Raw genomic sequence first — 25,666 nt, 5'->3', positions numbered from 1 at the left:
TTCGACTCATACTGCCGTTTTTTGCACCAAATTTCACTCTCTGTAGTCGTCGCAAAAGTGAAAAAAGAAGGGAGGAAGTTCATCATGCTATTGCGGGAGATCGGCAAATTACAGACAAAAAAGTGCCACGCAATTGCGTGGCACATGGGAGACACCAGGTTTATCGTTCGTTAGAGAGCAATCGCTCTTAGGCAGCCTTTCCCGGTTGCAAACTACCTTTTTTAAACTGAGCAGCAGCAAAGTGATCAACCTGAATCGCTTTCTGTCTTAGCTGGTCAGCATTGTGCATTTTTTCGACATCCTGATCTGTGACGATCCCCGCACTCAAGGCAATTTGTAATTTCTCTGTTAACGAAACCTTGCGCGGGATCTCACCAGACTTGGTTGCCTTGGCAAGTTTACGCTCAATATCCTTTACACCGTGCATGGCAATAAAGGCACGTTCCATAATCGCGACAGGATCGCTGTCTTTCTCGCCGACATAGCACATATGGGTCAAGCGTTCACGATGTGCACCGGGAGTCATTAACAGCTCGGCAATCTTCACCGTAATCTCATCTTTCGGAGCCTGGTAGCGAATCCCCAGCGGGAACAACAAAGTGCGCAGCAGACGACCAACGCCCTTGCGCGGGAAGTTGCTCAGCACTTCGTCAAAGGCCACACCGCATTGATGCAGGCAGTGCTGCAGCGCGTAATGTACCATCGGCAAATCATCCTGCTGACGACCTTCGTCCTCGAACCGCTTCAAGGTTGCCGAAGCCAGATATAAATGGCTAAGCACATCACCCAATCGCGCCGATACCAGCTCACGCCGTTTCAGCTCACCGCCCAGGCTCAGCATGGCAAAATCAGCAGCGACAGCCAGTGCCCGGCTCATCCGCGACAAGTGACGGTAGTAAACCGCCGTTTCACCGCTGACCGGTGATCGGTTAAAGCGGGAACCGCTGAAAGCGTTAAGCAGGGATTTCGACACATTACTAATTGCAAAGCCGATATGCTTCGACAGCAACGTATCGAACTCTTTGGCTCCCTGTTCGGCATCCGGGTTAGCCGCAGCCTCCATTTCACTCAGGACATACGGATGGCATCGGGTTGCCCCCTGACCGAAGATCATCAGGTTACGAGTCAGGATATTCGCCCCTTCAACCGTGATCGCCACCGGCATACCGAAATAATGGTGACCCAGGTAGTTCATCGGCCCCAACTGAATAGCCCGCCCGGCGTGGATATCCATGGCATCGTTAAGGATTGTCCTGGCCATTTCCGTCATGTGGTACTTGGCAATTGCGGTCACGATACCCGGCTTTTCTCCCATATCCAGCGAGCTGGTCGTCAGGGTGCGGGATGCTTCGAGCATATAGGTATAGCCACCGATACGGCCCATGGCCTGGGCAACCCCTTCAAAGTTACCAATTGACATACCGAACTGCTTACGCACATAGGCGTACGCGCCGGTGGTTTTGGCCGTCAGGTGACCGACAGCAGTACCCAGTGCCGGCAATGAGATACCTCGACCGGCCGACAGGCACTCCACCAACATTCGCCAGCCACGTCCGACATAATCCTGACCACCAATGACCCAATCCATCGGGATAAAGACATCCTCTCCGCGGGTCGGGCCGTTCATAAAGGCAAGATTCAGCGGATCATGACGCTCACCGATATCGACTCCCGGGTGATCTGCAGGGATCAGCGCACAGGTAATACCGATATCAGTCTTATCGCCAATCAGTCCATCCGGATCGTGAAGCTTGAAGGCAAGTCCGAGCACGGTAGCAACAGGCGCCAGGGTAATGTAGCGCTTATTCCAGCTCACGCGGATACCCAGCACTTCCTCGCCTTGATATTCGCCATAACAGACCACTCCCTTATCCGGGATACCGCCGGCATCAGAACCCGCTTCCGGTCCGGTGAGGGCAAAACATGGAATATCATCACCGTGGGCAAGACGTGGCAACCAGTAGTCTTTCTGATCCTTAGTACCGTAATGAGACAGCAGTTCACCCGGGCCGAGCGAGTTCGGCACCATGACACACACTGCGGCACTCAGGCTACGGGTCGCAATACTGGTAACAATTGTTGAGTTGGCGTGGGCGGAAAAATTCAACCCACCGTACTCTTTACCAATGATTAATGAGAAGAACTTTTCTTTACGCAAGTATTCCCAGACGTCAGGCGGCAAGTCCCGGTCTTCCTGAACAATCTGGTAGTCATCAAGCATATCAAGCAGGGTTTTCAGCTTGGTGTCGATAAAAGCCTGCTCTTCATCGCTGAGCGATGGCTTCGGGTAGTTCAGCAACGTATTCCAGTTGGGAGAACCACTGAATAGCTCCCCATCCCACCATACGCTTCCGGCCTCCATGGCCTCGCGTTCGGTATCAGATAGTGGCGGCAGTACTTTCTTAAACATCTTAAATGCGGGATCACTGAGGTAGCGTTTTCGCATGTTGGTTAACGTGCTCATGTTTCAGGTCCTTTTGTCTCATTTGTCGTTATTGGTTTTATGTCACTTATCGTGTTCCTGTCGGCTCTTCTTGCACAAGCAAGAGCGGTTGTTCAATAGGTGCAGCAACGCCAGCAGCCAGATAAGGCACCAGTCGTTCAATCAAGTCTTCAGTCGTTACCGTGCGGGAGAAGTCACTTTCGGCAATTTCGCACAAGGCGGTTGTCGAGGCCATGGTGAAAACAGAAGCTCCCAGGGTAAAATGCAATCGCCAGAATAAGGTTTCGGGATCCAAAGAGGGGTTGGCGCGGCATACCGCCGTGGTAAACAATTGCAACACATCTTCATAGCGGGTCAGAATGAACCAGCGGAGGTGCCCCTGAACATCGGTATACCCCCGGCCGATAAGAGACATGAAGATTGTCGCGCCTCTCTGACGGTAGTCGTTCAGGTTGATCAACGGTGTTTTCACGCAACGAAAGACATCTTCCATTGAAAAATCGTCACGTGTCAGCAGCACTTCCAGCTCGGCTTTCAGGGCAGGCATAAACTCTTCCAGATAACGGCTCAGCACTGCTCTGACCAAGGTTTTCTTATCGCCGTAATGATAATTTACCGAAGCCAAGTTAACACCGGCCTTACTGGTTATGGTCCGCAATGACGTTTCCTTGAAGCCATGTTCAGCAAACAACAGCTCTGCCGCATCAAGGATACGGCTCTTGGTTTCTCCTTTTCCCGCCATTTTCATTCACCTGTATTAAACACATGTTTAAACTTTACATCTCATTAATATTTTTAACAAGACACAAATAAATTCGAATGAGTCATTTGGGACTCAAAACCCATGTGAATCAGCCAGTCTGTGATGCTGATCGCCAATTTTTGAAGAATGAGAAAAGAGAAGTACCACCTCCAACTAGGTTAAAAACTTGTTAAATCAACAACTAATGAACCACCAGAATGTTGAAAGCATATTTACTTGGGCAGCAGAGAAAAAATAATAAGAAAAAATGCCATTTAACGGGAACAAAAAAACAGATCGTAGGTCATATATTATGCCACTGCTTTTTCTTAGAAGACTTTCTTCAGAGCCCGTCACCTAATGGAGATGGGCTTTCTTTATTCTGGCAGCCGAACGCTCAGAGACTGCAGCCTAGCTTTCCTCTCCCTTGGTGGCGCTGCTAGCAACAAATACAGACACTTAAAAAAAATTGATAGATTTTTAGAAATTTAAGGAACCAACGCAAAAACGATCAGTCATATATAGTGACATTAAGATTAAAGACACCTTATTTTGTTAGCTGGCCGCCAAGCAAGCCTTCTTTCTTTAATCTAACAATGCCACTGCTGCTAAACTCCTAATTGTGTAAATAGAGCCTTTGCCCGCTGAATTTCAGCGGGCTTTTTTTATACATCGTGATATATACCCAGTACTGCTTCTAGCTACTACCATTCCGGCAGCTATTGAGTTTTAGCTCTATTAAAAAACAAAAAAAAATGAATCTTTTTTTGAACCATTCCTTTTTATGCCAGTCATAACTAATGACATTCACATTAATGGAGAGTTAACCAACACTTTTCATTAATCAACAATGCCACTGCTGCTAAACTCCTAATTGTGTTAAGGATTTAACCCGCTGAATTTTCAGCGGGCTTTTTTTTGCCTAGTGAACAAGTTTGAAATACGATCATCGTTCTCACATGTTACTCACTTCTTGTAATTAAGACAGAAGCAACTCTGAAATGTATTAGTAGTCACGCTGTCAATTACATCTGTGCACATTAAAAACAGGCCATAAAACACACTAACTGTAAGTAAATAAAGCGCTTATAGAAAGCCGATACTATTTTTTTAATTTTTTTTGAACCTTACTGAGTTGGCACAGTCATATTAAGTAAGATTAATGTTATCGGCTCTGTATATGTAAGGTCATATCTCGAGCAGGTAATTATTGATTGCCACTGCTGCTTAAACTCCTATTCATATAATGGAATGTTGCGCTGAGCCTTTTCTCAGCGCTTTTTTTTTGCGTAATTTTTGCTACACCCAAGCTACCTCTATGTTACATCAGTCATACTCGGGGCTCATCGCCATCAGATCGGGGTGTGTCACCGCGATCCCTAATACAGCAAATGTCTGCTCTGCGTTGATCTCCTTTCCCTGCACTACAACCGAAGGCGCAAAATCAGGCAAAGGCAAACCTGCCAGCGTCGCCATTTTGGTATAATAGGCTTGCCGTGACGGATGACTCGGCGCAGCCAGGTGTAACACTGACTGAGCAGGCCAGCATGCAATCACGCAGCTGATAGCCTGAATACAATCATCAAGGTGCACCAGATTCACAGGCTCGGCACCATTAGCCAACGCTGTGCGGCCTGACAGGAATTTAACCGGATGACGCCCCGGACCAATCAAGCCTGCAAGCCGTAGGACAACAACCTTGTCCCCCCATTGCTCATAAAGCCACTGTTCAAGCAACCGATGCGCCTTGCCGCTCGCAGTGTCAGGCACAGGTACCGTAGATTCCGTAACTTCTCCTGTGACGCTGCCATAGACGGAGGTTGTACTGATGAATATTACCCGTTTGCAGCCATGTGCCTGAGCGGCAGCCGACAAGCTTTTTATCTTCGCAACAAAAGCGGCATCAGCGCCTTCACCCCGACCGGGCGGGACATTAATAACTAATACGTCTGTATTGAAAAAGTCAGCATATTGTCTCTGTCTTCCATCGCAGTTTTCAGCCTGTGGGTTTTCGACCGGAAGCGATAATTCAACACCATGAATGCCGGCAGCAGCGAGCTGGCTAATCCGGTTACGATCCCGGCTGGTACCATATGTCTCATAGCCGTTTTGAACCAAATGCTTTGCCAGAGGCAACCCGAGCCACCCGCAGCCGCATATACTCACCCTCATCATTGATCCCTCTTCAAATGCAACAAAAGACATAAAATAACTACGGTTATTTATTTCGATCTGTAAATTAATTCCTTACAAATGAAAATAAACAACATAAATCCCCGCATAATTCGCGCATAACAGGCATTTTTCTAAAAAATTTTTTCAGAACTGAAAGGAAAAATTCGATCCCTGTCAAACTATAATAAAAAGTAAAAGCTATATTCATCGATTTGCTAGGAGCATATCCATAAAAAGTAGTATAGTTTCACCAAATTGGCTTCGTGAACCCATGAAGGCCTCTAATGAAATTCAGTAACGAAGCGCGGTAATCGCTATGAATACCCTAGAGAAAATTCAAAAGAACTTAGATAACTTCAGCAAATCCGAACGTAAGGTTGCTGAAGTAATCATCGCGTCACCACAGACAGCGATTCACTCCAGTATTGCGACACTGGCCAAAATGGCTGATGTCAGTGAGCCTACCGTGAACCGTTTTTGCCGTCGCCTTGATACCAAAGGTTTTCCGGACTTTAAACTGCACCTCGCACAAAGCCTTGCAAACGGAACACCTTACGTTAATCGTAACGTTGAAGAAGACGACGGGCCAGACGCCTATACATCGAAAATTTTTGAATCAACCATGGCTTGCCTGGATGTTGCCAAAAATAGCCTTGATCCGATGCAGGTTAACCGTGCCGTTGACTTGCTGACCCAAGCGAAGAAAATTTCTTTCTTCGGACTCGGCGCCTCGGCTTCTGTTGCCCACGATGCCCAGAATAAGTTCTTCCGCTTTAACATTCCTATCGTCTGTTTCGATGATATTGTTATGCAACGCATGAGTGTAATCAACTGCACTGACGGCGATGTGGTTGTAATGATTTCGCATACCGGTCGCACGAAGAGCCTGGTAGAAATCGCCCGAATGGCACGTGAAAACGGCGCAACAGTAATTGGTATTACAGCCAAAGACTCGCCGCTGGATCGTGAGTGCTCGCTCTCTATCTGTCTTGACGTACCGGAAGATACAGACATCTACATGCCAATGGCTAGCCGAGTGGTTCAGATGACTGTCATTGATGTGCTGGCGACCGGCTTTACTCTACGCCGAGGCGCCGGATTTCGCGAAAACCTCAAGCGAGTGAAAGAGTCCCTGAAGGACTCACGTTTCTCGAAAGAAGGCATCGCGTAGCGGCTGCATCACTCCACCAGCCCACATACTCTAAAAGCATGAGTCGTAACCGGTTCATGCTTTTTTATTCATCCAGCTCCCCAGACAACCAACACGTCCTTCAACTCAACGAGCAACACACTACACTTATTACAGTTCAGCAATCCCCCGCAAGCCCGTATGAATGGCATCAGTTCACGCCATAGCAGCCTGACTGATAATTCTTGCGGCCTCGGGAAGCAAGTACAACAGCTTGAATGACAATGAAAATTTATTCATAAACTTTTCATCTTGACTTGGTAGTTTCTTACAATTACTTGATTGAGAACAGCGCCGTAAAGCGCTATCGTGTAGTAAAGTTTCATCCACATTCAATGTGGCTTGATTATCAAATAATCATCGTTTCATTGTCTTCCACAACATAAAGATGGAGTTTCCAATGTCTGAAAGGCTAAGACGTACAAAAATCGTGACGACCCTGGGTCCTGCGACTGATCGCGATAACAATCTAGAGAAAATTATCGCAGCCGGTGCCAACGTCGTCCGAATGAACTTCTCGCATGGTAGTCCTGAGGATCATATCCAGCGGACTAAAACTGTACGTGAAATTGCCGCGAAGCTTGGTAAACATGTCGCGATTCTTGGTGATCTTCAAGGTCCGAAAATCCGGGTTTCTACTTTCAAAGACGACAAAATCGAGCTGGCCATCGGCGAGACATTTACCCTCGACAGCGACCTGCCTAAAGGCGAAGGCGATCAGCAAGCCGTTGGTCTGGACTATAAGGAATTACCCAAGGACGTTATCCCGGGCGATATCCTGCTCCTTGACGATGGCCGTGTTCAACTACGAGTGACAACCGTCGATGGTAACAAAGTTCATACCGAGGTGACTGTAGGCGGTCCGTTGTCCAACAACAAGGGCATCAACAAAAAAGGCGGCGGCCTGTCTGCCGAGGCGCTGACCGACAAAGACAAAGCCGATATCGTAACCGCTGCGGCAATGAAAGTTGACTATCTGGCCGTTTCTTTCCCGCGCAACGGCGAAGACATGAAGTACGCCCGTCTGCTGGCGACTGAGGCCGGTCTGGAAGCAAAACTGGTAGCCAAGGTTGAGCGTGCCGAGTCCGTTGCGACGACCGAGGCAATGGATGACATCATCATGGCTTCCGATGCCGTGATGGTTGCACGTGGTGATCTCGGTGTAGAGATTGGCGACCCGGAACTTGTCGGCGTCCAGAAGAAACTGATCCGCCGCGCTCGCAGCCTGAACCGTACCGTGATCACAGCCACGCAGATGATGGAATCGATGATCACCAGCCCTATGCCAACACGTGCAGAGGTCATGGACGTAGCGAACGCCGTGCTTGACGGGACTGATGCGGTAATGTTGTCAGCCGAAACAGCTGCAGGCCAATACCCGGAAGAAACCGTCAAGGCAATGGCAAGCGTATGTGTCGGTGCCGAGAAAGAGCCGAGTATTAACGTCTCTAACCACCGTCTGGCACGTACGTTTGCCTCGTCGGAAGAAACCATCGCCATGTCTACCATGTATGCAGCCAACCACATGGAAGGTGTCAAGGCGATGATTACCATGACAGAGTCAGGCCGTACACCGCTGATGATGTCACGTATATCATCTGGTTTGCCTATCTATGCTATGTCACGCAACGAAAGCACGCTAAACCGTTCAGCCCTGTACCGGGGTGTTACTCCGATCTATTTCGATCGTGACAGCGATGCCGGACTGGCGGCGGCAAAACATGCTATCGCGGTACTGAAAGAGCAAAACTACCTGACAGAAGGCGATCTGGTCATCATCACTCAGGGTGACGAAATGGATATTGTCGGCTCGACCAACAACATGCGTATTCTGACAGTGGAATAAACTCTCCCCAACCATGTTCGCCCCCCTCCCCTTTATGGGGAGGGAACAAGACCACACGCACGCGAAAGCTGTATCTGGTCCTCGTCCTTTCAGATAATGAACCAGGTGGGATTATTCCTGTTGCAGGCGGTTACTGCTTGGGCGGGATCCAGTTGGGGTTGATGCGCGAGGTCAGAACATGGTCTTCCCAACGGCCATTAATCAGCAAGTAGTCCTTCGCCTCACCTTCTTTTCTAAAACCGGCGGCATCGAGCACCGCAGCACTTTTTTGATTCCTCGGCATATAGGCAGCCATAACCCGGTGGAAATGCTGCTGCTCGAACATCCACGCCACCGTTGCCTCAAGCGTTTTCCGCATTATTCCTTGCCCCTGGCAGCGCTCATCAAGTGAGTACCCGACATGGCAGGCAAAGAACGGATGTCTGACCAAATTGCTGTAGTTGATCACTCCGCAGATATCATCAGATCCCGGTTTCACGATAATGAAATAATATGCCAGTTTGTGCTTATGTAGCTCCGCAAGCTGACCGAGGCGCTTATCCCAGCCAGCCTCGGTGAAGAAAGCCTCCTCGCGCAGCGGCTCCCAGGGCTGCAGAAATGCCCTGTTCCTTTGATAGTAGGCAGCAATCAAGGGAGCATCCCTTGTGGTGATAAGTCGTACCTTAAGCTCATCCACCGTGATGCTCGGAGAACGATTAATAATTGACTGAAACAACAGTACCTCACCTTCGATTAGGGCCCAATAATAAAACGTTACCACACGCATCGTGCCGACAACATACTTTTAGTCATTTCATAAATGAATGACCAGCATAACATTTTGCCCGCAAAGCCAACTTGTATACGGTTTTCTGAGCTATGATTGGATCAGCTAGCGCTTCCGCCAAGTAGTAATTCTTCAAATGACAGTGATTGATTATGTATTATGACTACCTTGATACGGTATTAGGAAAAATCTATTTACTTGCAGACAGCCAGGGGCTCAGGCAACTAACAGTAGGGAGCGGTGGCTTTTGCCCTGATTCCAGCTGGGAACACAGTCCGGAATTCATGCAACAATTCACCTCCCAGCTCAAGGAATACCTTCAAGGACAACGCAAAACCTTCACCCTTTCCCTCGCCCCCCAAGGCACATCCTTTCAACAACAAGTCTGGCAAGCAATCACCGAAATCCCGTTTGGCACATGCCTCTCTTACCAGCAAATTGCCGATAAAATTCACCAACCCTCAGCGGTGCAGGCCATCGGCATGGCCAGGAACGTCAACCCGATCCCTATTATTATCCCCTGTCACCGGGTCCAGGGAGACAACCACCAGCAAACCAATTGCCGCTACGGTCAAGATATGACACTGCAGTTACTGGCACTCGAGTCGGGCAAGTTGACATTATTGCAGCCCGTATAAGAAAAGGAGGCCAACGCCTCCTTTAATATTTAGTCGTTAAGGTATACCTAATTAGTGCTTGCCAATGCCGTATTCACGCAGTTTATTAGCAACAGCAGTATGCGAAACCCCCAGCCGCTTGGCCAGTTTACGGGTCGACGGATAGCTGCGATAAAGGTTGTTCAAGATCCCCGACTCATAGCGCTTCATGATCTCGTCCAAAGAGCCATCCAGCGTCTCGTCACTAATAACACTGGCCGTTTCGTTTTCCGGTAGCTGGACATCGTCCACGGTCACTTCGGTGCCGTCGACCTGCGTCATGGCACGGAACAGAACATTTCGTAACTGCCTGATATTCCCCGGCCATGCATACTGGCTAAGGTATTGCGCCAGTTCATCCGAAATAACCGGCTTCGGCTGTTGCATCTCCTGCGCAAACTGGGCCAGAAACAGCTCGGCCAGCGAGACGATATCACCGGTTCGTTCACGCAGCGGCGGCACAACAAGAGCCAGTACATTCAGGCGGTAATACAAATCTTCCCGGAACTCACCGCTGGCAACCAAATCAGGCAACTTCTTCTGTGTCGAGCAAATAACCCGGACATCAACCTTCATTTCTTTCTCTTCGCCTACCCGGCGGAACGTGCCGTCCTGCAGGAAACGAAGCAGCTTGATTTGCAGGTGCGCCGACATTTCACCCACTTCATACAGGAAGACGGTACCGCCGTCTGCCTGCTCGAATATCCCCTTCTTGCCCGGCTCTGTGGCACTGCCTGCAAAACCAAACAATTCGGTTTCGGCGGCGTTATCCGGCATCGAGACACAGTTCACCAGCAAAAATGGTTTGTCACGTCTCAGAGAGCGCCGGTGACAGGCGCGAGCCAGCATTTCCTTACCGGTGCCGGTTTCTCCCTGGATCAGCAAGGGGGCGTCCAGCAGTGATAGTTTCTTGGCCTGGGCAAGCAAATGCTTGAATCGAGAAGACTGCCCGACAAAGTGCTCAAAGCCGTTGTCGCTGCTGATCTCCCGCATCGCGACAGGCATTTTCGCTTCAGACAAAGACTTGAGCAGGATAACAGCACTGGCCAGTACCTGCTTTTCGCTTTCGTCGGCAACATACACCGGCATGACCTCCATCATGTAGTCCAGCCCGGAGAGCACGATCATTTCACTGCGCTTGGCCGCCTCTTCTTTTTCCAGCCAGCGGTGAAAATTAAAGCCAAGCAGCGTCTGAATGCCTTCACCAAGAATATCACCGCGAGTTTTGCCCATCAGCAACTCGGCAGCATCATTGGCAAGATCAACCTTACCTTGCAAGTTAATTGAGAAAAACGGATCCGGCAGGGTCTCCAGCAAAGCCTTCAGCTCTTTGTGCTCGCGCTCGCTCGGCATAAACTGGATCTTGCGGACATCGGTCACACCGTCCAGCTGGCGGATTTGCGACATCAGCTGACTAAACTGCTCGAACTCGATCTCCGGGCAGTTGAGGTAGATAATCCCTATTCGATCAATTTCAATACCCCGTAAATCTATCTGCTGACTGGTCAGAATATCCAGTAGCTCGCGGGTCATACCAAGTCGGTCTTCACAATTGACTTGTAGCCTCATATCACACGCCTTCTCAATTACTTTTCTTACAAGGTGTCAGGAATTGTTGACACTGAAGAAGTGTGCGCCTTCACTGTAAACGAGTCAAGTTCGCAATGGTGCATGATGAGAGATTGGACAATAGCGGGAGGCGAGTTTGACCATTTAGTCGCCACATCGGCAATATAACTCGGGGAATATCCCGCAGTTAAGGCTAACCAGGATCAGGTTTAGCCATGCGGAAGAACCCACATGGCTATTTGCTTTACTGGTTATTTCGCGTCTTTCTGCTGACGGGTCAAGCGCAAAACCAAATCTTTGCGGATTTCACTTAACTTCGGCTGCTGATCAGGCTGCCAAGGCAGCGGTCGCATCAAGCTGATCGCTTTGAGTCCCAGGCGTCCGGTCAGCAGTCCGACACCGACGCCTTGCGCCACCCGCGTCGACATCCGGCCAGCCAAGTCCATCGACAACATATCCATGCCGGTATCGGCAATCATCTCGCTGGCACCGGCAACGGCCATGTTGGCAAGTACCAACTTAACAAGCTTGATCCTCGACCAGTACCCCAACTCGACGCCATAGACAGCCGATACCTGATCAATCAGCTTGAAGTTCCGCCACGCCACCAGCAGCATATCGGCAACGGCCAGCGGACTCACCGCCACCATCACCGCGGCCTCGCTGGCATATTTGGCCACAAGACGGCGGGCCAGCTTATCCTGATGAGTCAGCACCATCTGATCATACAGCTGCAGCACCTCACGGTCGTTATGTGTCGCCGCCAGCGACTGCATCCAGCGGTCATAGCCGACATGATCGTCACGAATTGCACTCTGCTTCGCCAACTTGGTACAGAACGCCTTGCCCTGACCAATGCTGTCGGCTTCCAACAATGCCTGCGCCTGCTCCCGCTCGGACTGGCGGTGTTTCAGGCGGCGAAGCTTGAGCAGCTCACTGCCAATAGCCGTAATCCCTGTGGCTGCCACAGCGGCGATAATCGTGCTCCAGCCAAGCGCCAGCCAGTCGGCACTTTGGTAGGCAGTGACAACATAGTCCAGCGTCTGCCAGCCAGCCATTGCCGTCGCGGCAACCAGGAGCCCCTTAAACCAACGACCGCTGCGCTTGGGCTTGCTGGCGAGAGTCTGCGCCAGTTGCTCCTCGACATCAGGCTCAGAGGCCGTGTCCGGCAAGAAAGCCTCACTCTCAGCAAACTGTTGCTGGGCAGTCAGCTCCTGCTCCGCAGTCGATCCCGCCTGCTCGGGCTCATCAAATAATATTTTTGCTTTATAAGGTTGAGTCATCGCAATTTATCTCCCAACAGATATTCCAGTGCTTTATCCATTCTGATGTGAGGCAAAGGCTCATCGCTCTGGATGTCCAACGGACGGAAATTAACAAAATCAAAGCCGTATTGCTGCCAGTAGGCGTCATTCGGCAAACGGCGCGGCACTTCACCCGGAAACAGCATCTGTGCCTGTCCACTCAGGGTATGCCCCCTCAGTGCCGGCACCTGCTGTCCCTGATGGGAAACAAATCCCGGCTCTGTGGCCTGAATCGACGACAAGCTCACGCAATCCATTTTGATCCCTTCAAACGATGCCGTCTGCCAGGCATCGTTGACTATCTGCTGGAGCAAGCTGACCAGGTTCGGATGCTGCTCCGGTGTAACGTGATCAGCCTTGGTTGCAGCAAACAGCACCTTGTCGATTCGTGGTGAAAACAGCCTGCGCAACAACGAACTGCGGCCATACTTAAAGCTCTGCATCAGCTGATCCAGCGCCTGTCGCATATCATTGAATGACTCGGGCCCGGCATTAAGCGGCTGCAGGCAGTCAACCAGAATGATCTGGCGATCAAACTTGGAAAAATGCTCGCGGTAAAACGCTTTGACTACGTGTTGCTGGTAATACTTATAGCGGCTCTTTAGCATCCCGAAATTGCTATGCTCGTCAGCCTGCTGTAACTGGACTTCGGAATATTTATCGGCCCAGACAAACGGGAAGAACTGCAAAACCGGCGCTCCGGCCAGCTCGCCGGGCAGTACAAACCGCCCCGGCTGTACCCAGTGCAATCCCCCTTCGGCCTTGCACTTGTACAGGTATTCGGTAAAAACGGCTGACAGCCGCTCAATCAGGGCCTCGTCAGCCGGTGCCAGCGGGTCAAAGCCCTCGGCCACCTCCAGCCAGCTTTGCGCCAGTTCGCTACGCTTGCCCTTTAACAGTTTAGCCTGCTGCTGCGACCAGCTAAGATAGTCCATCTCCAGCAGGGGCAGGTCCAGCAGCCACTCTCCCGGGTAATCGACAATATCCAGGTACAGGGTCGCGGTATCCTGCAGCAGTTTCATCGGCCCCTTTTGCGGCTTGTAGCGCAATGCCAGCCGGGTCTGGCTGACATCCCGAGTGGGATCCGGCCACATCGGCGGAGACTCCAGCAGTGCACTCATTCCTTCGTCATAACCAAACTTGGGAACATGCATGTCTACCTGCGGCACGCGTTTTGCGCCGAGAAGGTGCCCTTCACGCACGGCTGAAAACAAAGGAAGCCTCGGGTTGGTACTCACATGAAGCAACTGATTAACAAGCGATGTTATAAAAGCTGTCTTACCCGCACGAGACAATCCCGTCACCGCCAGACGCACGTGGCGATCCAGGCTGCGGTTCACTAACTTGTTTAACTCGTTACCAATTCGATTCATATTTCTTCCTAACTCATTACTCTATAAATAGAATACCAACCCCAAAATTAACCACCGATGAATACCTTCGTCCGGGTAGATTCAGCTCAGGGGGATAAGCAAACAGTAAAAAGCAGGCATAAGGCCTGCTTCAGGAATGACTGTTCGGCAAGGTGTCAGCACGCACTCAGAGATTTTTAAACTCTCTGGCAACCTTAAATGCCGAAGAGGTGACATAGGCCTCCATGTGACGTAAATCCTTTTCCATGCCATCCAGTTCGGCTTCGACATTGCTTAAGATCTGCTCCGGAGAAAGCCCGGCCTGCCAAGGCTTCTGCTTGATGGTATGTTCCCGGTAGATGTATTGCTGCTCTCTGCGCTCCTCCGGCATTTTATCCAGAATCAAGCTTGCCGCGATATACGCCACGATGGCAAAGAACCCGAACCCTAGCAAGAAAGCGGACACAGCCAGGATCCTAACTAACCAGATTTCCATACCGAAGTACTCAGCAATACCCGCACAAACCCCGCTTATCTTTCCGTTCTGCGGATCTCTATACAAGGTTTTACTCATCGGCGTTGCCTCCACTGCGGTGCTTCCGCATCCAGAATCTGCTCCAGCGTTTTGATGCGCTCCTGCATCTGTTCTGCACGCATCACAAGGGTTTGCAGCTGTTCATGTTCTTCGCCAGATAGCCCCTGAGTAGCATTACGTTGGCCACGGTAGTGCAGAATCAACCATAGCGGCGCAACAAAAATTAAGAACGCCATCAACGGCCATACTATCCAACCCATAAATTACCTCCATCCTCGTTTCGTGCAGAACCCAATATTGTCACTATCTTACTCTTTATCCTTGATATTTGCCTTCATGCGTTCAAGTTCTTTCTCAATTTCGTCCTGCGCCTGAAGATCGGCAAATTCCTGCTCCAGGTTTTTACCACGACCAATGCTGTAGCTATCGGCTTCGGCTTCCATTTCATCAATACGACGCTCGTACTGTTCAAACTTAGACAGGGCCTCGTCTACCTTGCCGGTATCTAGCTGACGGCGGACTTCGCGACGGTTGCCTGCTGCCTGATGGCGAGTCACCAACGCCTGCTGACGGGCGCGGGTTTCCTGCAGCTTACGCTCCAGCTCGGCCACTTCGCCGCTTAGCTTGTCGATGGTCTCTTCAACCAACTTATACTCTTCGTTAAGCGTTAGCACCACATCACTGAGTTTTTGCTTTTCGATCAACGCCGCACGCGCCAGATCGTCACGGCCTTTCTGTAGCGCAAGGCTCGCTTTCTGCTGCCAGTCATCAATCTGTACCTGCAGTGAGTCGATACGACGCTGCAGCTCTTTTTTGTCTGCCAATGCCCGAGCTGACGAAGTGCGTACTTCAACCAGCGTATCTTCCATTTCCTGGATGATAAGGCGGATCATTTTCTGCGGATCCTCAGCCTTATCCAGCAATGAGTTGACGTTTGCATTGACGATATCTGCAAAGCGAGAAAAAATGCCCATATTGAATCTCCTTAATGCGTTAATCCGCGTTGGTTCCTAGGCCTACATGCTAGGTTGCTGTAATGACTCTACATTAAGCACTGTATCAAACTCTGTGCCAACTTTTTGTTTCATATTTATCAATAGCTTAGCTTTGCAATCCCTAACTCCCAATGCTATGGTGTGAACAAGTACGCCAATAGTTAGTGAGATTGACCATGCAAAAAACAGATAACCTTATCGGTGAGTCAGAATCATTTCTTGCCGTGCTCGATCAGGCCTCCCGCCTCGCCCCACTCAACCGCCCTATTCTTGTTCTGGGTGAACGGGGCACAGGTAAAGAGCTTATTGCCCAGCGCATGCACTACCTGTCCAAGCGTTGGGACCAGCCGCTAGTCACATTAAACTGTGCTGCATTGAGTGAGGGGGTTATCGATTCCGAACTGTTTGGCCATGAAGCCGGCTCCTTTACCGGAGCAAAAGGCCGCCACCAGGGACGATTCGAGCGTGCCGAGGGCGGAACCCTGTTTCTGGACGAACTGGCCACGGCACCACTTGGCGTACAAGAAAAACTGTTACGCGTTATCGAATACGGCGAATACGAACGTGTCGGCGGCAGCAAAACCTGCCAGGCCAACGTACGCCTGATCTGCGCAACCAACGAAAACCTGCCCCAGTTGGCCGAAGAAAGAAAATTCCGCGCCGATTTGCTTGACCGGCTTGCCTTCGACATTATTCATTTACCGCCGCTTCGCGAACGTCGCGAGGATATTTTGCCGCTGGCCGAATACTATGCGGTCCGCATGTGCCGGGAGCTCGACTACAGCTTCTTTGCCGGTTTTACCCCGGCCGCGAGACAGGAGCTGCTCGATTATCACTGGCCGGGCAATATTCGCGAGCTCAAAAACGTCATTGAGCGCTCGGTGTTTCGGCATGCCCTGGAAGGAGAGGCCGTTGATCACATCGTTATCGACCCTTTTCATGCCCCCTGGCACGACAAGCCCGTAGGGAAACCTGCCGAGGAACCGTCTGCGCTTGCAGCAGCAGTGGACTTTCCGCTCGACTTTCGCCAGTGGCAGCAGGATCAGGAAATCGCGGTTATTCGCCAAGCCTTGGAGCAGGCTAAATTTAATCAGCGAAAAGCCGCTGAGCTATTAGGTTTAAGCTACCATCAACTTAGAGGGCTGCTGCGCAAATACCAGCTGGTCGGCAATTCGGAATAAGCCCAAGCAGTCCTTTTTTGCCCTGACAATAGACAGCCGCATAGACAATAGCACTAAGTAATAGAAGGTTATTTTAGGAGATAGCTTGGTGACAGTGATGGATAATGTTAAATTTAGCCACTTGTTTTCAAAAAAATCCTTTTCTTTATGAGCGCCTATACTCGTCTACTGCTTGCGTGCTTTGGACTGTTCAGCCTGATCGGCTGCTCGGAGCCACACCAAGACAGCAATATTCGCAGCCGCGGCTTCGTTTATTGCGGGCAAGATACGCCGACGACCTTTAACCCCCAACTTATTGATGGCGGACTGACCGCGGATACGCTGGCAGCACAGATCTTCGATCGCCTGTTATTGCTCGATCCGATCAGCCACCAGCCACTTCCGTCGCTTGCCCGCAGCTGGTCTGTCAGTGATGATGGCCTCGAATATACCTTCAACCTGCGTAAAGGCATCGAGTTTCAGAGCACGGACTGGTTCAAGCCGACCCGCCAGCTCAATGCCCAGGATGTCGTATTCAGTTTCAGGCGCATTATCGACCCCAGCCACCCCTTCCACAAGGTCTCCGGTGGCCGCTACCCCTGGTTCGAGAGCCAGGGCTTTAGTAGCCTGGTTGATAACATCGAGGTCGTTGACTCTCATACGGTGAAGTTTACCCTTGCCCGCCCGGACAATGCTTTCCTGTCTAATCTGGCGACCACCTATGCGGTTATTCATTCGCAAGAATATGCCCAGAGCCTGTTAAAAGCCGGCAAACTGCATCAGCTGGACATGAAGCCAATCGGCACCGGACCATTTTACCTGTCGCAATATCTGCCCAACGACCTGATCCGGCTGGTCCGCCACTGGGGCTACTGGCAAGGCGCCGCTCCGATGGAGCAGGTCGTCTTTGACATCTCGTCTCGCGGTACCGGCACCCTGGCGAAACTGCTTAGCAAAGAATGCGATGTCCTCTCGTCCCCTGTTGCCAGCCAGCTGCCGGTGATCAGCAACAGCGAGGAGTTTGAACTTATTGCCCAGACCGGGATGAATGTGGCCTTTGTTGCGCTGAATAACAGCAAATCCGAACTGAAAGATCCGCGGGTTCGCAAGGCCATCAACCTAGCCATCAATCGCGAAAACTTGCTCAATTCGGTTTACTACGGCACCGGCACCAAGGCAAAAAGCATTCTGCCGCCAATGTCCTGGGCCTATAACCACAGCAGCAAAGCATTGGATTACGACCCGGTTAAGTCTCTGGCACTGCTCAAGCAGGCCGGTTTTGACAAAAACCTCAGCCTGACGATGTGGGTACCGCTCGAACCGAGGCCTTATAACCCAAGCCCGAGAAAAACCGCCGAGCTGATACAGGCCGATCTCAATGCCGTAGGTGTTCAGCTGAAAATTTTATCGCAAGACACCCTGAGCAGGCTGAGCTCCACGGTTGCAACGAACAGCGACATGGTGCTCACCGGCTGGATTGCCGACAATGGTGATCCGGACAACTTCCTTCGCCCACTGCTGTCATGCAGTGCCAAGAGCGCCGGGTTAAACGTTGCCAATTGGTGCAACCTCGGATTCGATAATCTGCTCGAGCTGGCGTCGCGCACCAACAAGCTCGAACAGCGCGTCGACTACTACCATCTGGCACAGGATATCTTAGATACAGAGGTACCCATTATTCCACTGGCTCACGGTGTCCACTTCCAGGTTCACCATCAGTCTCTGGGTGGGTTGCAAATGAGTCCTTTTGGTACTCGCTCATTCTCCAGTGTTTACCGCAGCGAGTGACATCATGTTTATTTATACTATTCGCCGTTTGAATCTGTTCATGATCACCATGGCTATTTTGACCATGGTCGGTTTCAGCATTCTCCGCCTCGATCACAGCTCGCTCTGGAGCAACCAGCCATTCTGGAGTGGTTGGTTCACCTATATCGACAATCTGCTCGTGGGCAACCTGGGGCTGAATCAACATGGTTCGCCGGTACTGCTTGACGTGCTGACGGTCTTCCCGGCGACGCTCGAGCTGTGTTTCTTTGCCTTCACCCTGTCACTGCTGGCAGGTATCCCGCTTGGAACCCTGGCTGGCGTGAAACGTGGTCGCTTTGTCGATACCTCAATTTCATCCCTGGCCCTGGTCGGCTACTCCATCCCGCTATTTTGGCTGGCAGTATTGCTAATCATGCTCTTTTCGCAGCAGCTTGGCTGGCTGCCCGTGGCCGGACGCTACAGCGTCCTCTATGAAATTGACCATGTGACCGGCGTTGCCCTGATTGATGTCCTGCTCTCTGACAAGCCGTACCGCTCGGAAGCCCTGATGGACACTATCCGCCATCTGATCCTCCCGACCTTGGTACTGGCAATGGCACCGACCACCGAGGTGATCCGCCTGACCCGCACCTCAGTGGCCGAAGTGATGAACCAGAACTTCATTAAAGTCGCACAGACCAAGGGCCTGTCGATGTTCGAAATTATCATGCGCCATGTCCTGAAGAATGCGATTCCGCCGATCATCCCGAAACTCGGCATGCAGTTTTCGACCATGATGACGTTTGCGATGCTGACCGAATCAATCTTCAACTGGCCGGGCATTGGCCGCTGGCTGCTCAATGCTATCTCCGAGCAAAATTATGTCGCAATTCAGGCCGGTGTCATTACTGTCGGTAGCTTTATCCTGATTGCCAACATTCTGTCAGATCTCACTGGCGCCGTTGTTAACCCGCTTGTCAGAAAGGAATGGTATGCTATCAAATAACATCTACCAGGAGCAGAAAATCCCGACTCAGTGGGAGCGGGCCTGGCAAAACTACCGGGCCAACTCGCTGGCCATGTTCGGTTTGTGGTGTTTGCTTTTCCTGCTGATTGTGACTCTCAGCGCGCACTTTATCATCCCTTACGCGCCCAACCAGCAGGTAGGCGAACTCTTGATGCCGCCATCGTGGGATCCGAGCGGCCATGTCGAGTTTTTCTTCGGTACCGACGATCTCGGCCGTGACATACTGAGCCGCCTGCTACTGGGCACCCAGCTAACCTTCGGCTACGCACTGCTCATTGCCCTGGCATCCAGTGTCATCGGTATTGTCATCGGTGTGATGGCAGGTATGACCCGCGGGCTCAAGTCGAGCTTCCTAAACCATATTCTCGATACTGTACTGTCCATTCCGTCGCTGCTGTTGGCCATCATTGTCGTGGCCTATATGGGCCCGGGCGAAGTCAATATCCTGCTGGCTATCTGGCTGGCACTGATCCCTCGTTTCATTCGTGCCATCTACACGGCAGTGCACAACGAGGTTGAAAAAGACTACATCATCGCTGCCCGCCTGGACGGTGCCAACGATTTCTATTTGCTCTATAACTCCATTCTGCCCAATATCCTGACGGCCATTACCAATGAGCTCACCCGGGCCATCTCTATCGCCATCCTTGATATTGCCGCACTGGGTTTTCTTGGCCTCGGCGCCCAGGCACCGTCCTCCGAGTGGGGAGCGATGCTGGGCGATTCCATCGAGCTGATTTACCTTGCGCCCTGGACTGTCACCTTGCCCGGACTGGCAATCACCTTCAGTGTATTGGTAGTAAACTTAGTAGGAGAAGGACTCCGCCAAGCAATCAATGCGGGGATTGATTAATGCCTTTATTAGATATCCGTAACCTGACCATTGAAATCGAGACCCCGCAAGGGTTGGTCAAAGCCGTCGACCGTATGAGCCTGACCCTCAACGAGGGCGAGATCAGAGGGCTCGTGGGTGAGTCAGGTTCAGGCAAAAGTCTTGTCGCCAAGGCCATCGCCGGGGTCACCAAAGACAGCTGGCGAGTCACGGCCGACCGTTTGAGGCTGGGCGACGTTGATCTGCTCTCGCTATCCACCCGTGAGCGCCGAAAGATAGTCGGGCGCGAAATCGCCATGATTTTCCAGGAGCCTTCCTCCTGTCTGGATCCGTCTGAACATGTGGGTGAACAGCTGGAAGAGGCGATCCCCCAGGTATCATTCAGCGGCCATTGGTGGCAACGCTTTCAGTGGCGCCAGAAACAGGCAATTGCCCTGCTGCACAAAGTGGGGATCAAAGATCACAAGCGGGTAATGAAAAGCTACCCGTATGAACTGACAGACGGCGAGTGCCAGAAAGTCATGATTGCCATGGCGATTGCCAACCGCCCTCGCCTATTGATTGCCGATGAACCGACCAACGATTTGGATCCGATCACCCAGGCGCAGATCTTCCGCCTGCTTAGCCGGATGAACCAACTCGGCAATACCACTATCTTGCTGGTCAGCCACGACCTGACGACGGTAACCCAGTGGGCAGACAGGATCACCGTGATGTATTGCGGCCAGTCGGTCGAATCCGGCAGCCGTAAACAGCTGCTGCAATCACCGCATCACCCTTATACCGAAGCGCTGCTCCGTGCCATGCCTGACTTCAATCTGGATGTGCTGCCCCACAAATGTAAACTGGAAACGCTGCCCGGCTCTATTCCTCCTCTGCAGCATTTGCCCATCGGCTGTCGCCTTGGCCCGCGCTGTCCCCATGCCCAGCGCAAATGTGTCGAAGTACCGAAGCGAAGAAAGATAAAAAACCATAAATTCAGCTGTCATTTTCCGCTGAATATGGAGGAAACGAATAAGTGAGTGCGCTACTAGAAGTCGAACACCTGAAAAAAGACTATCACTACCGCTCGGGGCTGTTTCGCCGCCGAACGATAGAGGCCGTCAAGCCGGTATCATTCACCTTGGAAGCCGGTGAGACTATCGCGTTTATGGGCGAAAACGGTTCAGGCAAGTCGACGCTGGCCAAAATGCTATCAGGGGTTGTCGAGCCGACCGAGGGGATCATTAGAGTCAACGGCGAGCCGTTAGCCCCCAATGACTTTCAGACCCGCTGCAAGCTGATCCGGATGATCTTTCAAGATCCCAATACCTCGCTGAATCCACGGATCCAGATAGGCAAAATTCTGGAAGGGCCGCTGAAACGAAATACCAATATGACGCCGCAGGCCCGCGAGCGCAGGATCATGATGACCCTGAAACGCGTCGGCCTGCTGCCCGAGCACGCCTATTTCTACCCGCAGATGCTGGCAACCGGCCAGAAGCAGCGTGTCTCCCTTGCTCGCGCCCTAATCCTCCAGCCTTGTATTATCGTGGCTGATGAAGCCCTTAACGGTCTCGACATGTCTATGCGCTCCCAGATCCTCAACCTGTTGCTGGAGCTACAGGAAGAAATGGGACTGTCGTATGTTTACGTATCGCAGCATATGGGGGTTATCAAACATTTCACCGACAAGGTGATGGTTATGCAAAATGGCGAGGTGGTTGAGCAGGGCCTGACGGCGGATGTTTTCGCCAATCCCCAGCACCCGCTGACGCAAAAACTACTCGACAGCCATTTCTCGGCACCGTCGCACGACCGAACCAACCGTATAAGCAGCGCGACGCCTAAAATTGAGTGCTAAGCGTGCGAAAACAATCTACCTGGCGGGCTGACTTCAGCCCGTCTGTCTATGGGTAACAATCCCTAGTCCAATCAGCCAAATGTCACCCACACCGCGCCAGCCCCTAATAGCACAGAGCCCAAAATCGGTACGATAATAAACTTACGTAATGACTTAGCACCAATAACACTCGCCATGCCCATTTTAATCAGGCTGTTAACGGAAGCGGCAATAAAGATTCCCAGCATGGCCGTATTCACCAGCAGGCCATTGGCACTCTGCCTACCCAGAGCCAGGGTAATGGCATCGACATCGGTAATGCCTGAAATCGCCGCCAGCAGCAGCGTTCCGGTATTCCCAAACCAGTCTTGCAGCAAATTAGCCAGTAACATGATCGCCAGCAGCACGATGCCGAAAAAGAATGCCGAGGACAACGCCAGCGGATTTTGTTTTACCTGCGGTGATTCATCCGTCTCAATCTTGTAGTGAGTCCAGATCCAATAGGCTGGAAGATAAAAGCCCAGCATCATCAGCAACATTGGTAGCCATAGCATTTCGACCAGGGTGTAGTTCACAACAGAGCAGACAAATAAGATACGCGGAAACATCGTTCCGCAGCTGATCAGGATCCCGCTCGCCAGCAAGCCGCTGAGATGCGCCTGCTGTTTGGAAAGGTGTGAAAACTGCAGTGTCAGTGCGGTCGAAGAGCTCAGTCCCGCAAAGAGACAGGTGAACAAGATCCCCTTTTCGGCGCCGCCAATTTTGATTGCGAAATAGCCGACAAAGGAAATACCGGCAATCAGCACCACCATCCACCAAATCTCATAGGGATTGACGGCCTGCCATGGCCCCATTCCCTGATTGGGCAGCAGTGGCAACATCACAACAGAGATCAGTAACAGGCGCAGGGCGGCATCCAGCTCGTACTCCTGAAGCTTCATCAATGCGGTATGCAGCTCTTTCTTGTTATCGAGAATAATGGCAGTGATCACCGCCGCCGAGGCTGCGATCACCGGCTCGCCGACAACTGCCAGGCTACCCAGCAAAAAGGTGATCAGCATGCCGACCAAACCAGTAATGCTGAGGTTTACTTTTACTTTTTGGCTCTTGATGTAGGCGACGATAATCAGGACAGAAAAGGCAAGAAGAGAAAAGCCGAGAAAAAGCTCTGAAAAGAACGAAGCCAACAGGCCGCATATGCCTCCGAGCAGACCAATCAGCGAGTAGGTACGAATACCGGCGATACGTGATCCCGCGGCTTCATTACGATCGACCCAGCCACGCTGGATACCGATAATAGCGCCTAGCATCAAAGCAATGAACAAACGCCAGAACGATGAATCAAAATCGAATGCCACATCCATTTTCGTACTCCTCAGCCTACTCCATCCACGGCCGACATAATGAACAACAATTCTCTGTTTAGTCTAAGTGTATGAAAAAAAACATTGCTGAACATCGATATCCATCGAAACTTTGATCGACTCCGGTCCAAAAGAAACGCCCGGCATTAGCCGGGCGTTATTAGACATTGTCACAGTAAATTGTCTATGCCAGAGATTGGTTGATCTCGGCGAGCACGGCGGCAGGATCGGCCGCTTTGGTTATCGGGCGTCCAATGACCAGGTAATCCGAACCGGCCTGAACTGCCTCGACTGGCGTCATCACCCGGCGCTGGTCGCCAGCAGCACTGCCTGCAGGTCGGATACCCGGAGTGACCAGCTTGAACGCTTCGCCAAGCTCAGCCTTCAGCATACCCGCTTCCTGGGCCGAGCATACCACTCCGTCCAGGCCGCTGTTCTTGGTCAGCCGTGCCAGGTTAAGCACATGCTCCTGCGGCTCAGCCTGGATACCGATGCCACGCAGATCGGCCGCTTCCATACTGGTAAGCACCGTCACGCCAATCAGCAACGGGCGGTCTTTGCCATACGGCTCGAGAATGTCACGCGAGGCCGCCATCATACGTTCGCCACCGCTCGCATGGACATTGACCATCCACACCCCGAGATCCGCCGCTGCCGCTACCGCACGGGAGCAGGTATTCGGAATATCATGGAATTTCAGGTCCAGAAATACAGAATGGCCCCGATCATGCAGTTTACGCACAAAGTCAGGGCCAAAATAAGTAAACATCTCTTTGCCAACTTTCAGTCGACAACTTCCCGGTTCAATACGGTCAACGAACGCCAGGGCTTCGTCTTGGCTTGGGTAGTCGAGAGCGACAATCACTTTTGGGTCTAACATGGCATCTCCTGCTTAGTTATTGTTCAATCCTCCCCAGCGCGCTGAGGGCGGTCAGGATTGTACAGTAAAATCATTTTTTTTCGAGCATTAATTGAATATTGATCCGAAGCCACTAAAAGTACCACTCTTCTTTGCCAGCCAATCGTTTTACCCCGGCAGCAAACATATCGGAGGCTTGAGCAAGTGATATCCGCAAGGACTTAACGGCTTACCTGTCAAGCCAGCCTCACCGCTTTCTCAACACTCTGCATTTTGCTGTGATTAGGGTATATTGACCTGACGATTGGTACGATAAAGGGTGAGGCCCGTTTTCATCACAAGTCACCCCCTATCCACTGAAACGTTGCAAGGATGCGAGTGTGTTTGAGAAAGTCATCGGTATATTATTCCCCGTCTTTGCGATTGTGCTTATCGGCTACGTGATAAGCCGACATCTCAAGCCTGACTTCAAACCAATCAATCGCATCAACATGGACGTGTTTGTCCCGGCTCTGATCTTCTCATCACTGGTAACCATGAAGCCTGATACAACTCAGGTTACCCTGCTCGCTGCCGCAACCTGTGCCGTCTTGCTCCCCGGGCTGCTGATGTTCGCCCTGTGCCGGTTCAGGAAAATCACCTTCAAGGCCTGGGGGCCGCCACAGATGTTTCGCAACAGTGGCAACCTCGCGATCCCACTCTTTAGCTATACCTTTGGTGATACCGCCATCGGATCTGCTGTCTTGCTGTTTGTGGTCTCGACCACCTTGCATATCACCGTCGGGATGGCCCTGCTCAGCAATAAGGGCACCCTGTCGATACAGCAGCTATTGAAAACCCCTCTGTTACTGGCCACACTGGCTGCTCTTGCCTGTAACCTGCTGGAGATTCCGGTCTGGCGGCCTGTTTACGAGGCAACCCACCTTCTGGGCCAGGCGTCGATCCCGGTGATGCTGCTGTCCCTGGGCGCACAGATGGTCAACCTACGCCTGGCTGGATTGCGTACCGGCCTGATGACGACTCTGTTCAGTCTTGGCACGGGCGCCATCGCCTTTGCCGTGATTTACCTCTTCATCCCGCTTCCCCACCAACAGTTGCAAATGATGGTGCTGTTCACCATGTTGCCGCCGGCCGTCATGAACTACCTTTTTGCCGAGCGGTTTGACGTCGAGCCGAACAACGTGGCATCGATGGTGCTGTTTGGCAACTTCTTTGCCGTGGTCACCCTGCCAGTCTTATTGTGGGGTGCGCTGGCGCTATGATCAGGTTGTGCCCCTGATA

22 protein-coding genes are annotated in these 25,666 nt (G+C 51.5%); 10 read left to right on the top strand and 12 right to left on the bottom strand.

What is annotated here, in order from left to right:
* Nucleotides 1-187: 187 nt before the first annotated feature.
* The 3 genes from EIZ48_RS00475 to EIZ48_RS00465 all read right to left on the bottom strand — a co-directional run bounded on the left by EIZ48_RS00475 (nucleotide 188) and on the right by EIZ48_RS00465 (nucleotide 5,360).
* Nucleotides 188-2,464 carry an acyl-CoA dehydrogenase gene (locus EIZ48_RS00475; protein WP_160648187.1) on the bottom strand — a complete coding sequence of 759 codons (2,277 nt, stop codon included), beginning with the start codon at nucleotides 2,462-2,464 and terminating at the stop codon, nucleotides 188-190.
* A 46-nt stretch (nucleotides 2,465-2,510) separates the two neighbouring features.
* Nucleotides 2,511-3,185, bottom strand: a complete 675-nt coding sequence (gene psrA / locus EIZ48_RS00470) for a TetR family transcriptional repressor PsrA (protein WP_160648186.1) — start codon at nucleotides 3,183-3,185, stop codon at nucleotides 2,511-2,513.
* 1,326 nt (nucleotides 3,186-4,511) lie between these two features.
* Nucleotides 4,512-5,360: an SDR family oxidoreductase gene (locus EIZ48_RS00465; RefSeq protein ID WP_240152822.1), complete on the bottom strand. Its 849-nt coding sequence runs from the start codon at nucleotides 5,358-5,360 to the stop codon at nucleotides 4,512-4,514.
* A gap of 316 nt (nucleotides 5,361-5,676) precedes the next feature.
* Here EIZ48_RS00465 and EIZ48_RS00460 point away from each other — a divergent pair, with 316 nt between their 5' ends.
* Complete coding sequence (locus EIZ48_RS00460; protein ID WP_075766522.1) at nucleotides 5,677-6,531, top strand: MurR/RpiR family transcriptional regulator; 855 nt, start codon at nucleotides 5,677-5,679, stop codon at nucleotides 6,529-6,531.
* Between the two features lie 418 nt (nucleotides 6,532-6,949).
* A complete protein-coding gene (pyk, locus tag EIZ48_RS00455; protein WP_160648185.1) occupies nucleotides 6,950-8,395 on the top strand; it encodes a pyruvate kinase in 1,446 nt (481 codons plus the stop codon).
* 130 nt (nucleotides 8,396-8,525) lie between these two features.
* On the opposite strand, the gene rimJ is transcribed toward pyk, so the two are convergent.
* On the bottom strand, nucleotides 8,526-9,110 hold the full coding sequence (rimJ, locus tag EIZ48_RS00450) for a ribosomal protein S5-alanine N-acetyltransferase (protein ID WP_160648184.1): 585 nt from the start codon (nucleotides 9,108-9,110) through the stop codon (nucleotides 8,526-8,528).
* 203 nt (nucleotides 9,111-9,313) lie between these two features.
* Between rimJ and EIZ48_RS00445 the strand changes: the two genes are divergently transcribed.
* Nucleotides 9,314-9,799, top strand: coding sequence for a methylated-DNA--[protein]-cysteine S-methyltransferase (locus EIZ48_RS00445; protein WP_160648183.1), 486 nt, complete (start codon nucleotides 9,314-9,316; stop codon nucleotides 9,797-9,799).
* A 51-nt stretch (nucleotides 9,800-9,850) separates the two neighbouring features.
* Here the strand turns inward: EIZ48_RS00445 and tyrR are convergent, their stop codons facing one another.
* The 6 genes from tyrR to pspA form a co-directional block, all read right to left on the bottom strand.
* On the bottom strand, nucleotides 9,851-11,386 hold the full coding sequence (gene tyrR, locus EIZ48_RS00440; protein ID WP_160648182.1) for a transcriptional regulator TyrR: 1,536 nt from the start codon (nucleotides 11,384-11,386) through the stop codon (nucleotides 9,851-9,853).
* Between the two features lie 251 nt (nucleotides 11,387-11,637).
* Nucleotides 11,638-12,669, bottom strand: coding sequence for a YcjF family protein (locus tag EIZ48_RS00435; protein WP_160648181.1), 1,032 nt, complete (start codon nucleotides 12,667-12,669; stop codon nucleotides 11,638-11,640).
* Nucleotides 12,666-14,063: a YcjX family GTP-binding protein gene (locus EIZ48_RS00430; RefSeq protein WP_160648180.1), complete on the bottom strand. Its 1,398-nt coding sequence runs from the start codon at nucleotides 14,061-14,063 to the stop codon at nucleotides 12,666-12,668. The genes EIZ48_RS00435 and EIZ48_RS00430 overlap by 4 nt, the downstream gene beginning before the upstream one ends.
* A gap of 166 nt (nucleotides 14,064-14,229) precedes the next feature.
* Nucleotides 14,230-14,616, bottom strand: a complete 387-nt coding sequence (gene pspC, locus EIZ48_RS00425; protein ID WP_160648179.1) for an envelope stress response membrane protein PspC — start codon at nucleotides 14,614-14,616, stop codon at nucleotides 14,230-14,232.
* On the bottom strand, nucleotides 14,613-14,837 hold the full coding sequence (gene pspB, locus EIZ48_RS00420) for an envelope stress response membrane protein PspB (protein WP_075766530.1): 225 nt from the start codon (nucleotides 14,835-14,837) through the stop codon (nucleotides 14,613-14,615). The genes pspC and pspB overlap by 4 nt, the downstream gene beginning before the upstream one ends.
* A 48-nt stretch (nucleotides 14,838-14,885) precedes the next feature.
* Nucleotides 14,886-15,551 carry a phage shock protein PspA gene (gene pspA / locus EIZ48_RS00415; protein ID WP_160648178.1) on the bottom strand — a complete coding sequence of 222 codons (666 nt, stop codon included), beginning with the start codon at nucleotides 15,549-15,551 and terminating at the stop codon, nucleotides 14,886-14,888.
* 197 nt (nucleotides 15,552-15,748) lie between these two features.
* On the opposite strand from pspA, the gene pspF reads away from it, so the two are divergent.
* The 6 genes from pspF to EIZ48_RS00385 all read left to right on the top strand — a co-directional run bounded on the left by pspF (nucleotide 15,749) and on the right by EIZ48_RS00385 (nucleotide 22,183).
* A complete protein-coding gene (pspF, locus tag EIZ48_RS00410; RefSeq protein ID WP_160648177.1) occupies nucleotides 15,749-16,753 on the top strand; it encodes a phage shock protein operon transcriptional activator in 1,005 nt (334 codons plus the stop codon).
* 147 nt (nucleotides 16,754-16,900) lie between these two features.
* Complete coding sequence (sapA, locus tag EIZ48_RS00405; RefSeq protein WP_160648176.1) at nucleotides 16,901-18,520, top strand: ABC transporter substrate-binding protein SapA; 1,620 nt, start codon at nucleotides 16,901-16,903, stop codon at nucleotides 18,518-18,520.
* Nucleotides 18,521-18,524: 4 nt separating this feature from the next.
* Nucleotides 18,525-19,487 carry an ABC transporter permease gene (locus EIZ48_RS00400; RefSeq protein WP_160648175.1) on the top strand — a complete coding sequence of 321 codons (963 nt, stop codon included), beginning with the start codon at nucleotides 18,525-18,527 and terminating at the stop codon, nucleotides 19,485-19,487.
* On the top strand, nucleotides 19,474-20,361 hold the full coding sequence (gene sapC, locus EIZ48_RS00395) for a putrescine export ABC transporter permease SapC (protein WP_160648174.1): 888 nt from the start codon (nucleotides 19,474-19,476) through the stop codon (nucleotides 20,359-20,361). The genes EIZ48_RS00400 and sapC overlap by 14 nt, the downstream gene beginning before the upstream one ends.
* Nucleotides 20,361-21,362 carry a peptide ABC transporter ATP-binding protein gene (locus EIZ48_RS00390; protein WP_075766536.1) on the top strand — a complete coding sequence of 334 codons (1,002 nt, stop codon included), beginning with the start codon at nucleotides 20,361-20,363 and terminating at the stop codon, nucleotides 21,360-21,362. The genes sapC and EIZ48_RS00390 overlap by 1 nt, the downstream gene beginning before the upstream one ends.
* Nucleotides 21,359-22,183, top strand: a complete 825-nt coding sequence (locus EIZ48_RS00385) for an ATP-binding cassette domain-containing protein (RefSeq protein WP_160648173.1) — start codon at nucleotides 21,359-21,361, stop codon at nucleotides 22,181-22,183. The genes EIZ48_RS00390 and EIZ48_RS00385 overlap by 4 nt, the downstream gene beginning before the upstream one ends.
* 71 nt (nucleotides 22,184-22,254) lie before the next feature.
* On the opposite strand, the gene EIZ48_RS00380 is transcribed toward EIZ48_RS00385, so the two are convergent.
* Together EIZ48_RS00380 and pyrF are read right to left on the bottom strand one after the other, a co-directional pair.
* On the bottom strand, nucleotides 22,255-23,526 hold the full coding sequence (locus EIZ48_RS00380; protein ID WP_160648172.1) for an MgtC/SapB family protein: 1,272 nt from the start codon (nucleotides 23,524-23,526) through the stop codon (nucleotides 22,255-22,257).
* A 184-nt stretch (nucleotides 23,527-23,710) separates the two neighbouring features.
* Nucleotides 23,711-24,406: an orotidine-5'-phosphate decarboxylase gene (gene pyrF, locus EIZ48_RS00375; protein ID WP_160648171.1), complete on the bottom strand. Its 696-nt coding sequence runs from the start codon at nucleotides 24,404-24,406 to the stop codon at nucleotides 23,711-23,713.
* Between the two features lie 359 nt (nucleotides 24,407-24,765).
* Between pyrF and EIZ48_RS00370 the strand changes: the two genes are divergently transcribed.
* On the top strand, nucleotides 24,766-25,647 hold the full coding sequence (locus tag EIZ48_RS00370; RefSeq protein ID WP_160648170.1) for an AEC family transporter: 882 nt from the start codon (nucleotides 24,766-24,768) through the stop codon (nucleotides 25,645-25,647).
* Nucleotides 25,648-25,666 lie beyond the last annotated feature (19 nt).

Origin of the sequence: Photobacterium alginatilyticum (genome assembly GCF_009910675.1) — a bacterium.
Lineage (GTDB): Bacteria > Pseudomonadota > Gammaproteobacteria > Enterobacterales > Vibrionaceae > Photobacterium > Photobacterium alginatilyticum.
This window is presented reverse-complemented; position numbering and strand designations above follow the sequence as displayed.